Origin of the sequence: Streptomyces sp. 15-116A, from assembly GCF_025290915.1 — a bacterium.
GTDB lineage: Bacteria > Actinomycetota > Actinomycetes > Streptomycetales > Streptomycetaceae > Streptomyces.
This window is the reverse complement of record NZ_JAOCQE010000216.1, coordinates 1-11,245: the sequence shown is the minus strand read 5'-3', so window position 1 is coordinate 11,245 and position 11,245 is coordinate 1. Positions and strand designations below refer to the sequence as shown.

Genomic DNA, 11,245 nt, shown 5'->3' with positions numbered 1-11,245 from the left:
CGGGCGGAGCCCCGGCTCGGCCCGATCGCCGAATGGGCCTCCATCGGGCCCTTCCGCCTCCTCACGGCCCTTCCCGCCCCGGCCGTCCACGACCCGGTGGTCGCCCCGCTCCTCTCCCCCGCCCACCGCGAACTGGCCCGCACCGCCGAGGTCTACCTCGACCGCGCGGGCCAGGCCGGCCGCACGGCCGCCGAGCTGGGCATCCACCGCCAGACGCTGTACTACCGCCTGTCCCGCATCGAGCAGCTCACGGGCCTGGACCTGGACGACGGCGAGGACCGCCTGCTGCTGCACATGACCCTCAAGGCGCACCGCCTGTAGCGACGGCCCCCTGGATCACCTGGCGCAGGCCCGCGGTCAGCTGGTCCGCCTCCGGGGCCGTGTCCGGGTCGAAGTTCCACTGGACGATCAGGCCCGTCATCAGCGTCGTGTAGAAGCGGCCGAGCGTGTCCAGGGTCTTGTCCGGGATGTCCGCCTCCGGGATCCCCATGAACAGGGAGACGAGAGCGCGCTCGGCGTCCCGCTGCTGCCGCGCCAGATGATCGCGTACGGCGGGCAGCTGGTCACCCATGGCCACGATCTCCACGCTGAGCCGCCACATCGAACCGGGGCCCCGCATGGTGCCGATGATGTTCGCCCACACCTCCTGGAACCGCTCCATCGAGCCGGGCTCGGCCGTGATCCCGCCGCTCCCCTCGCCGTCGAAGGCGCCGGAGAGGTCACCGACCAGCGCGAGATACGCCTCCGCGAGCAGCGCGTCCTTCGAGCCGTAGTGGTAGCCGATGGACGCCAGGTTGGTCCCCGACTCCTTGACGATGTCCCGCGCCGTCGTGCGCGCGAACCCCTTCTCGAGCAGGCAGCGCTTGGCGCCCTCGAGCAGATCCTCACGGTGTCCCATGGCGTCACCCTACTCCGGTCCATACGAACGTCCCAGACGCCCGTCTCACACAGACGTTCTATACAGTCGTTCTAGACACACGTTTAATACACGCGTACATTCACCGTCATGACGACGACCTCGACCCCGTCCCGCGCCGGGCGCCGCGCATGGACCGCCCTCTGCGTGCTGATGCTTCCGCTGCTGCTGGTCTCCATGGACGTCTCCGTCCTCTACTTCGCGATCCCGCAGATCAGCGCGGACCTGGAGCCGACCGGCACCCAGCAGCTGTGGATCTTCGACGTCTACGGCTTCGTCCTGGCCGGCCTGCTGATGACGATGGGCGCACTCGGCGACCGCATCGGCCGCCGCAGGCTCCTGCTGATCGGCGCGGCCGCCTTCGGCGCCGCCTCGCTGCTCGCGGCCTACGCCCACACCGCCGAGACCTTGATCGCGGCCCGCGCGATCCTCGGGATCGGCGGCGCGACCCTGATGCCGTCGACGATGGCGCTGGTCCGCACGATGTTCACCGACCCCGGCCAGCGGGCGAAGGCGATCGGCCTGTGGTCCGGCGTGATGACCGCCGGCATCGCGCTCGGCTCGGTGATGAGCGGCGTCCTCGTGGAGCACTTCTGGTGGGGCTCGGTCTTCCTGGTCAACCTGCCCGCGATGGCCCTGCTGCTCCTCCTCGGCCCGCTCCTGCTCCCGGAGTCCCGCAACCCGGCCCCCGGCCGCTTCGACTGGCTGAGCGTCCCGCTGTCCATGGCGGCCGTGCTCCCCGTCGTCTACGGCCTGAAGGAACTGCCCTCCGAGGGCTGGAACGTCCGCTACGTCGTCTCGGTCACCGTCGGCCTGCTGTTCGCGGCGCTGTTCGTGCACCGCCAGCGCACGGTGGCCTCACCGATGATCTCCCCGGCCCTGTTCCGCGGGCACGGCTTCACCCCGGCGCTCGTGCTGAACACGGTGGCGGCGTTCGGCATGATGGGCTCGGCCTACTTCACGACCCAGTACCTGCAGTCGGTGCTCGGCAAGAGCGCGCTGGAGGCGGCCCTGTGGAGCCTGCTGCCGTCGGTGCTCATCGGCGCCGCCGCACCGGTCGCCGCGCAGCTCGTCCAGCGGGGCGTGGAACGCGCGTACGTCGTGACCGGCGGCTTCCTGATCGCGGCGGCCGGCTACGCCCTGCTGGCACTCTCCGGTACGGACTCCCTGTGGCTGGTCCTGGCCGCGTGCGGGGTGCTGGCGGCCGGCATCGTGGTCGTGATGTCCCTGGTCACCGACCTGGCCCTGAGCTCGGCACCGGTGGAGAAGGCCGGTTCGGCCTCGTCCCTCATGGAGACCGGCACGGAGTTCGGCGGCGCCCTGAGCATGGCGCTCCTGGGCTCCATCGGCACGGCCGTCTACCACCACGAGATGCCCTCCACGGCACCCGATGCCGCACAGGAAACCCTGGGCGGCGCACTGGCCGTCGCCGCCGAACTCCCGGGGCGAGCGGGAGACAACCTGGCCACGGCGGCACGCGAGTCCTTCACGACCGGCATGCAGGCCGCGGCGCTCACAGGAGCACTGCTCCTCACGGCGGCGGCAGCCCTGGCAGCAAGGGGCCTGCGCGGAATCCGCGTACGGAAGCAGGAGGAGCCGGAGCAGGTGGAAGCCGCGGCCTGAGCAAACGACTCAACCAACCGAGACGGGTGGGAGGGTGGGAAATGGGGGTCTGGGGGCGGAGCCCCCAGGTGGCCCACTCACACGAGGTTCACCGACCGAGCGGACGTAGCCCCGATCTCCGACGCAACCTCGGCCAGAACCCCGGAGGGCACCGTGTCGTCCACGGTCAGCACGGCCAGCGCTTCCCCGCCCACCGTCGCGCGAGCGACCTGCATCCCGGCGATGTTCAGCCCCGCCTCACCGAGAATCCGCCCCACCGTACCGACCACACCCGGCCGGTCCTCGTACCGCAGCACCACCATGTGCTCGGCCAGCGCGAGATCGACGTCGTACTCCCCCACGGCGACGATCTTCTGAACGTGCTTGGGCCCGGCCAGCGTGCCGGACACGGAGATCTCCTCCCCGTCCGCCAGCGTCCCCCGCACGGTGACGACATTCCGGTGGTCCGCCGACTCGGAACTCGTGGTCAGCCGCACCTCGACCCCGCGCTCCTGCGCGAACAGCGGCGCGTTCACATACGACACGGTCTCGTCGACGACGTCCTCGAAGACACCCTTGAGTGCCGACAGCTCCAGCACCTTCACATCGTGCTGGGTGATCTCGCCGTACACCTCGACGTCCAGCCGCACGGCCACCTCACCGGCGAGCGCGGTGAAGATCCGCCCGAGGCGCTCGGCGAGCGGCAGACCCGGCTTGACGTCCTCGGCGATGACACCGCCCTGGACGTTCACCGCGTCGGGGACGAGCTCTCCGGCGAGGGCGAGCCGCACCGAACGCGCCACCGCGATACCGGCCTTCTCCTGCGCCTCGTCCGTGGACGCCCCGAGGTGCGGGGTGCACACCACCTGGTCGAACTCGAACAGCGGGGAGTCGGTGCACGGCTCCTTGGCGTACACGTCGAGACCCGCGCCCGCGACCCGGCCCTCCTTGAGCGCCGAGTACAGCGCCTGCTCGTCGACGATCCCGCCGCGCGCGGCGTTGATGACGCGCACGCTCGGCTTGACCTTGCGCAGCGCCTCGTCGCCGATCAGGCCGAGGGTCTCGGGGGTCTTCGGCAGGTGGACGGTGATGAAGTCGGAGACCTCGAGCAGCTCGTCCAGGGACAGCACCTTGACGCCCATCTGCGCGGCGCGCGCGGGCTGCACGTAGGGGTCGTAGGCGACGACCTTCATGCCGAAGGCGGACATCCGCTGTGCGACGAGGGCGCCGATCCGCCCCAGACCCACGACACCGAGGGTCTTCTCGGCGAGCTCGACGCCCGTGTACTTGCTCCGCTTCCATTCGCCGTTCTTGAGCGCGGCGTTGGCCTGCGGAATGTTGCGCGCGGTGGCGATGATCAGACCGCAGGCGAGTTCGGCGGCGGTCACGATGTTGGAGGTGGGGGCGTTGACGACCATCACGCCGGCCTTGGTGGCGGCGGAGACGTCGACGTTGTCCAGGCCGACGCCCGCGCGGGCGACGACCTTGAGCTTGTTCGCGGCGGCGATGGCCTCGGCATCGACCTTGGTGGCCGAGCGGATCAGGATCGCGTCCACATCGGCGATGGCCGGCAGCAGTTCCGCGCGGTCCGCTCCGTTGCACTGGCGGATCTCGAAGTCCGGACCGAGCGCGTCGACGGTCGCGGGCGACAGCTCTTCAGCAATGAGTACGACGGGTTTCGAGCTCACGTGAGTCCTCACAAGTCCAATGCGGACGGCCGTCCCGACGGCCGCAGGCGGTGGAGGGATGCTTGCCGCGTGGAAGACGCACGACGCTGTGGGCCTGACGCGTATGTACTGAGCAGTGTAGTGGCGCGGGGGGCATCACCTTGCGCCACTTCGGAAGGATCACCCGTCCGTGGCTGGACGGCATGGCCAACGGGGCCGGAGTACTGAGCTCCGGCCCCGTCGGTCGAGGCTTACGCGTCCTCGTTCACCCAGCTCATGAGCTTGCGCAGCTCCTTGCCGGTGGTCTCGAGGAGGTGCTCGGAGTCCTGCTGCTTGTACTCGTTGTACTTCTTCAGACCGCCGTGGTACTCGTCCATCCACGCCTGCGCGAAGGAGCCGTCCTGGATCTCGGCGAGGACCTTCTTCATCTCGGCCTTGGTGGCGTCGGTGATGATCCGCGGGCCGGTGACGTAGTCGCCCCACTCGGCGGTCTCGGAGATCGACCAGCGCATCTTCTCCAGGCCGCCCTCGTACATGAGGTCGACGATCAGCTTCAGCTCGTGCAGGCACTCGAAGTAGGCGATCTCCGGCTGGTAACCGGCCTCGGTCAGCGTCTCGAAGCCCGCCTTGACCAGCGCGGCCGTGCCACCGCACAGGACGGCCTGCTCACCGAACAGGTCGGTCTCGGTCTCCTCGGTGAAGGTGGTCTTGATGACACCGGCGCGGGTGCCGCCGATGCCCTTGGCGTACGACAGGGCCAGCGCGAAGGCGTTGCCGGAGGCGTCCTGCTCGACGGCGGCGATGCAGGGAACGCCGCGGCCCTCCTCGTACTGACGGCGCACCAGGTGGCCCGGGCCCTTGGGGGCGACCATGCAGACGTCGACGCCGGCCGGGGGCTTGATGAAGCCGAAGCGGATGTTGAAGCCGTGACCGAAGAACAGGGCGTCGCCGTCCTTCAGGTTGTCCTTGATGTGCTTCTCGTAGACCTCGGCCTGGATCGGGTCCGGGACCAGGATCATGATGACGTCGGCCTCGGCGGCGGCCTCCGACGGGCTCACCACGCGCAGGCCCTGCTCCTCGGCCTTCGCCTTGGACTTGGAGCCCTCGTGCAGACCGACACGCACGTCGACACCCGAGTCACGGAGCGACAGCGCGTGGGCGTGGCCCTGGCTGCCGTAACCGATGACCGCGACCTTGCGGCCCTGGATGATGGACAGGTCGGCGTCGGCGTCGTAGAACAGCTCGGCCACTTTGGGTTCTCTCCTTGTGTGCAGGTGTTGCGTCCCACCGTATGACGGCGGGCGGAAGGGAAGTTTCGGGGTCTCGCCATACGGGCGGCTCACGGTGACGCAAGCCGCCCGGACGGCGTGTCAGGCGCTTCGGTCGAGGGCGCGCAGCGACCGGTCGGTGATCGAACGGGCACCGCGTCCGATCGCGATCGTGCCCGACTGGACGAGCTCCTTGATGCCGTACGGTTCCAGCATCTTGAGCATCGCGGACAGCTTGTCGCTGCTGCCGGTGGCCTCGATGGTGACGGCCTCCGGGGAGACGTCCACGGTCTTGGCGCGGAACAGCTGGACGATCTCGACGATCTGGGAGCGCGTCTCGTTGTCCGCGCGCACCTTCACCAGAACGAGTTCGCGCTGAACGGCCTGCCCGGGCTCGAGCTCGACGATCTTCAGCACGTTGACGAGCTTGTTGAGCTGCTTGGTGACCTGCTCCAGCGGCAGGTCCTCGACGTTCACCACGATGGTGATGCGGGAGATGTCGGGGTGCTCGGTGACACCGACGGCGAGCGAGTCGATGTTGAAGCCGCGACGGGAGAACAGGGCGGCGATCCGGGCGAGGATGCCGGGGGTGTTCTCCACAAGGACGGAGAGCGTGTGCTTGGACATGATCTCTTCGGTCTCTCTCGCTCAGTCGTCTTCGTTGTCGCCGAAGTCGGGGCGGACGTCCCGGGCGGCCATGATCTCGTCGTTGGAGGTGCCGGCGGCGACCATCGGCCACACCATGGCGTCCTCGTGGACGATGAAGTCGATGACGACCGGGCGGTCGTTGATCGAGTTCGCCTCCTCGATGGCCTTGTCCAGGTCCTCCGGACGCTCGCAGCGGATCGCGTAGCAGCCCATGGCCTCCGACAGCTTCACGAAGTCGGGCACCCGCGTGCCGCGCGCGTCCGGGTTGATGTCGTCGGGGCCGGAGTGCAGCACCGTGTTGGAGTAGCGCTGGTTGTAGAACAGCGTCTGCCACTGGCGGACCATCCCGAGGGCGCCGTTGTTGATGACGGCGACCTTGATCGGGATGTTGTTCAGGGCGCAGGTGGTGAGTTCCTGATTGGTCATCTGGAAGCAGCCGTCGCCGTCGATCGCCCAGACGGTGCGCTCGGGCGCGCCGGCCTTGGCGCCCATGGCGGCGGGGACCGCGTAGCCCATGGTTCCGGCGCCGCCGGAGTTGAGCCAGCTGGCGGGCTTGTCGTACTGGATGAAGTGCGCGGCCCACATCTGGTGCTGGCCGACGCCCGCGGCGAAGATCGTGCCCTCGGGCGCGAGCTGCCCGATGCGCTCGATGACCTGCTGCGGGGACAGCGAGCCGTCGTCCGGCTGGTCGTAGCCGAGCGGGTAGGTCTCGCGCCAGCGGTTGAGGTCGTTCCACCAGGCGGTGTAGTCGCCCTGGTTGCCCTCGGCGTGCTCCTTCTGCACGGCCTGGACCAGGTCGGCGATGACCTCGCGGGCGTCACCGACGATCGGCACGTCGGCGGCGCGGTTCTTGCCGATCTCGGCCGGGTCGATGTCGGCGTGGACGATCTTGGCGTACGGGGCGAAGCTGTCCAGCTTGCCGGTGACGCGGTCGTCGAAGCGGGCTCCGAGGGCGACGATCAGGTCGGCCTTCTGCAGCGCGGTGACGGCGGTGACCGCACCGTGCATGCCCGGCATTCCCACGTGCAGCGGGTGGCTGTCGGGGAATGCGCCGAGCGCCATCAGGGTGGTGGTGACGGGCGCTCCGGTGAGTTCGGCGAGGACCTTCAGCTCGGCGGTGGCGCCGGCCTTGAGCACGCCGCCGCCGACGTAGAGGACCGGCCGCTTGGCGGCGGTGATCAGCTTGGCTGCCTCGCGGATCTGCTTGGCGTGCGGCTTGGTGACGGGCCGGTAGCCGGGCAGGTCCATGGTGGGCGGCCAGGAGAAGGTGGTGCGCGCCTGCAGGGCGTCCTTGGCGATGTCGACCAGCACCGGGCCGGGGCGGCCGGTGGAGGCGATGTGGAACGCCTGCGCGATGACGCGCGGGATGTCCTCGGCCTTGGTGACCAGGAAGTTGTGCTTGGTGATCGGCATGGTGATGCCGACGATGTCCGCCTCCTGGAAGGCGTCGGTGCCGATCGCGCGGGAGGCGACCTGGCCGGTGATCGCGACCATCGGCACGGAGTCCATGTGCGCGTCGGCGATCGGCGTGACCAGGTTGGTGGCGCCCGGTCCCGAGGTGGCCATGCAGACGCCGACCTTGCCGGTGGCCTGCGCGTAACCGGTGGCGGCGTGGCCGGCGCCCTGCTCGTGGCGGACCAGGACGTGGCGCACCTTGGTGGAGTCCATCAGCGGGTCGTACGCGGGAAGGATCGCACCGCCGGGAATGCCGAATACCGTGTCGGCGCCGACCTCCTCGAGAGAGCGGATGAGGGACTGCGCGCCCGTGACGTGCTCGACGGGGGCGGACTGCTGTCCTCCGGATCGGGGCCGCGGCTGCGGATGATGGGCCCCGGTGGCCTGCTCGGTCATCGGCATTCTCTTCTCGATGCTGAGGGTTTTTGCGAGGTTTGCGTGGTGTTCGCGGGCTGTGCGACAGGTGCTGGTGCAACAAAAAACCCCTCGTGCCATAAGGCAAGCGAGGGGAGCGCGCCGGGTGTGGGGCGCTGAGCGATCGGGGCTCAGCTTCAGCCGACGCGCTGTCCAAGTACGAGAATTCGGGTGCGCATGGCACTGACCCTCCCCCCGGCACGCACCCGGTGTCAAGTGGGTGGGACGGGAGTCTCATCATGTGAGCGCAGGGTCGTACCCGTACTGAGCACGGCCGTCACCCCCGCGGAGTACACACCGGCCACGTGCGCACCGGTGGTGAGCGCGGGTCCGGCCGGCTGGTGCGGCACCGGGTAGTGGCCGGTGCCGAGCGCCCGGCGCAGCCGGTACTCGTCCAGCGGGCCGGAGAACGCCATGCCCTGCCCGTGGGTGCAGCCCAGCGCGCGCAGCGCGGCGACCTGCTCGGGCAGATCCACCCCGTCGGCCACGGACTGCATCCCGAGGTCCCCGGCGATGCGCAGCAGCCCGCCGGTGATCTTGTGCAGCCGGGCCGATTCCACGACGCCGTCGACCAGGCTCCGGTCGAGCTTGAGTATGTCGAGGGGGAGCCGTCTGAGGGCCGTGACGGCCGCGTGGCCGCTGCCGAAGCCGTCCAGCGCGATGCGTACGCCGACCCGCTTGAGGGCGGTCAGACGGCGTTCCAGCTCGTCGAGGCAGACCCCGGGGCCGGTGTCGGCCAGCTCGATGATCAGCGAGCCGGAGGGCAGTCCGTGCCGGGTGAGCAGCGCCTCGATCGAGCCGAGCGGCAGCGACCGGTCGAGCAGCCGCCGCGCGCCGATCCGCACCGCCACGGGGACGGCCACGCCGGTCGCCTGGCGCTCGGCGGCCTGTTCGACGGCCTCCTGAAGCACCCATCGGCCCAGCTCGGCGGTCTTCTCGCTGTCCTCGGCGACCCGCAGGAACTCCGCCGGGGTGAACAGCACGCCCTGCGAGGAGCGCCAGCGCGCCTGGGCGCACACCGACGTGATCCGGCCGTCCTCCAGGCACACCACCGGCTGGTGCAGCAGGGCGAACTCGCCGTCGTGCAGCGCGGAGCGCAGCCGGGTGGCCAGCTCGGCCCTGCGGACGACGTCCTGCTGCATCTGCGGCTTGTACAGCTCCACCCGGCCCTTGCCCGCCGCCTTGGCCCGGTACATCGCCAGGTCGGCGTTGCGCAGCAACTCTCCCGCGCCGAGGCCCGGTTCGGCGAAGGCGACGCCGATGGAGGCGTTGACCCGGACATCGTTGCCGTCGATGAGGTAGGGCTGGGAGAGGGTCGCTCTGAGCCGGTCGGCGAGCTCCAGGATGTGGCGCTCGCGGGCGTCCCGGTCGCGGGCGCCGTCGCCCACGATGAGCGCGGCGAACTCGTCGCCGCCGAGCCGGGAGGCGGTGTCGCCCTTGCGGACCGCGTCCTTGAGTCTGCGGGCGGCCTGGACGAGCAGCTCGTCCCCGGCCTGGTGTCCGATCGTGTCGTTGACGGCCTTGAAGCCGTCGAGGTCGATGAACAGCACGGCCGTGCCCCGGAGGGCGGCGCCCCGGTCGGAGGCGCGGCGGCCGGAGAGGGCCTGCTGGACGCGCTTGGTGAACAGCGCGCGGTTGGGCAGGTCGGTGAGCGGGTCGTGCTCGGCGTTGTGCTGGAGCTGCGCCTGGAGGCGGACCCGCTCGGTGACGTCCCGGCTGTTGAAGATCAGGCCCCCGTGATGGCGGTTGACGGTCGACTCCACGTTCAGCCAGCCGCCGTCGCCCGAGCGGAAGCGGCACTCGATGCGCGTAGTGGGTTCGTCGGCGGGACTGGCGGCGAGAAAACGCCGTACCTCGTGCACGACGCAGCCCAGGTCCTCCGGGTGGATCAGATGGGCCAGTTCGCTGCCCACCAGCTCCTCGGCGGGCCGGCCGTACACCCCGGCGGCAGCCGGGGAGACGTAGCGCAGGATGCCGTTCGGGGCGGCGATCATGATGACGTCGCTGGAGCCCTGCACCAGGGAGCGGAAGTGGTTCTCCTTCTGGGCCAGTTCCTGGGTGAGGGTGATGTTGTCGAGCAGCATGATGCCCTGGCGCACCACGAGGGCGAGCACCACGGTGCCGCCGGTGAGCAGCACCACGCGGTCGACGCTGCGGCCGTTGAGGACGTTGTAGAGGATCCCCAGCGTGCACACCGCCGCGGCCAGGTACGGCGTGAGGGCGGCGAGGGAGCCCGCGATGGGGCGGGCGGCGGAGTAGCGGCCGAGCTCGCCCGCGGGCGGGGGCGGCTGGGGGTGCGGTCCGCTGCGCTGCCCGGGCAGATGCTCGCGCACCACGCGCGTGTGCTGCTCCTCCTCCGGGCGGCCTCCCCGGGGGGCGGTCCAGGGCGCGTACGCCAGCAGCAGCGAGCCCGCGAACCAGCCGGCGTCGAGCAGCTGCCCCGAGCGGTAGTCGTTGTGCAGCAGCGGGGAGGTGAACAGGGCGTCGCACAGCACGGTGAGCGCGAGGGCGCCGATCGCGGTGTTGACCGCGGAGCGGTTCACCGCCGAACGCCGGAAGTGCAGCGCGAGCACCATGCTGATCAGGGCGATGTCGAGCAGCGGGTACGCCAGCGACAGCGCCGTGTGCGCCACGTCGGGGCCGCCCGCCTGCGCGGCCTGGGCGAGCGCGAGGCTCCACGCCAGGGTGAGCAGGGAGCCGCCGATCAGCCAGGCGTCCAGGGCGAGACAGACCCAGCCGGCCTTGGTCACGGGCCGTTTGGCGAGCACCAGCAGGCCCACGATGGCGGGCGGCGCGAAGCACAGGAAGAACAGGTCGGCGTAGCTGGGGCTGGGCACGGGCACGCCCAGGACGACCTCGTACCAGCCCCAGACGAGGTTGCCCAGGGACGCCATGGCCGAGGAGAGACCGAACAGCAGCCAGGCGGGGCGAAAACGGGTGCGGCGGCCGCGCGCGTAGACGAAACAGGAGACCGCGGCGGCGGCCGCCGCGGCGCTCAGCCCGAAGTCCCCCATGATCAGCGCGAGTTGGTCCGAGCCCCAGCCGCATGCGGCACCGACGGCGTAGGCCGCGCAGACGAGGGCAAGGACGAGCTGCGGGACCAGGCCCTGCCGGGGCCCGTCGTCGGCGGGGCGCGGCAGCACCGGCGGGGAGTGCGGCCTGAGCGCTCCGTCGAGCGTGGTCGTGGGGGTCGGCGCGCTCACCGGCCCCTCCCGGTCCGCGCTCCCGGGTCCCTCGGGCCCCGGGGCACCGGGGCCTGCCTCCGGCGGGCGCCC

The 11,245-nt window shown here is 70.5% G+C and carries 8 protein-coding genes; 2 read left to right on the top strand and 6 right to left on the bottom strand.

Annotated features, from left to right (window positions below):
* Window positions 1–321 (top strand): CdaR family transcriptional regulator (locus tag N4P33_RS26410; RefSeq protein ID WP_260829281.1); only part of this gene is annotated, 321 nt, incomplete at its 5' end.
* On the opposite strand, the gene N4P33_RS26405 is transcribed toward N4P33_RS26410, so the two are convergent.
* On the bottom strand, window positions 302–898 hold the full coding sequence (locus tag N4P33_RS26405; protein WP_260829280.1) for a TetR/AcrR family transcriptional regulator: 597 nt from the start codon (window positions 896–898) through the stop codon (window positions 302–304). The two genes, N4P33_RS26410 and N4P33_RS26405, sit on opposite strands and share 20 nt — an antisense overlap.
* A gap of 108 nt (window positions 899–1,006) precedes the next feature.
* Between N4P33_RS26405 and N4P33_RS26400 the strand changes: the two genes are divergently transcribed.
* Window positions 1,007–2,539, top strand: coding sequence for an MFS transporter (locus tag N4P33_RS26400; protein ID WP_260829279.1), 1,533 nt, complete (start codon window positions 1,007–1,009; stop codon window positions 2,537–2,539).
* 77 nt (window positions 2,540–2,616) lie between these two features.
* Here the strand turns inward: N4P33_RS26400 and serA are convergent, their stop codons facing one another.
* From serA to N4P33_RS26375, 5 genes are all read right to left on the bottom strand, one after another.
* Complete coding sequence (gene serA, locus N4P33_RS26395; RefSeq protein WP_260829278.1) at window positions 2,617–4,206, bottom strand: phosphoglycerate dehydrogenase; 1,590 nt, start codon at window positions 4,204–4,206, stop codon at window positions 2,617–2,619.
* A 230-nt stretch (window positions 4,207–4,436) separates the two neighbouring features.
* Entirely contained in the window at window positions 4,437–5,435 is a 999-nt protein-coding gene (gene ilvC / locus N4P33_RS26390) for a ketol-acid reductoisomerase (protein ID WP_260829277.1), read from the bottom strand.
* 120 nt (window positions 5,436–5,555) lie between these two features.
* Window positions 5,556–6,080 (bottom strand): acetolactate synthase small subunit, encoded by a 525-nt coding sequence (ilvN, locus tag N4P33_RS26385; RefSeq protein WP_030614411.1) that lies wholly within the window; start codon window positions 6,078–6,080, stop codon window positions 5,556–5,558.
* 21 nt (window positions 6,081–6,101) lie between these two features.
* The gene (locus N4P33_RS26380) at window positions 6,102–7,952 is read right to left on the bottom strand and encodes an acetolactate synthase large subunit (RefSeq protein ID WP_260829275.1); all 1,851 of its coding nucleotides are present in this window, start codon (window positions 7,950–7,952) and stop codon (window positions 6,102–6,104) included.
* Window positions 7,953–8,182: 230 nt separating this feature from the next.
* The gene (locus N4P33_RS26375; protein ID WP_260829274.1) at window positions 8,183–11,173 is read right to left on the bottom strand and encodes a bifunctional diguanylate cyclase/phosphodiesterase; all 2,991 of its coding nucleotides are present in this window, start codon (window positions 11,171–11,173) and stop codon (window positions 8,183–8,185) included.
* Window positions 11,174–11,245: the final 72 nt, after the last annotated feature.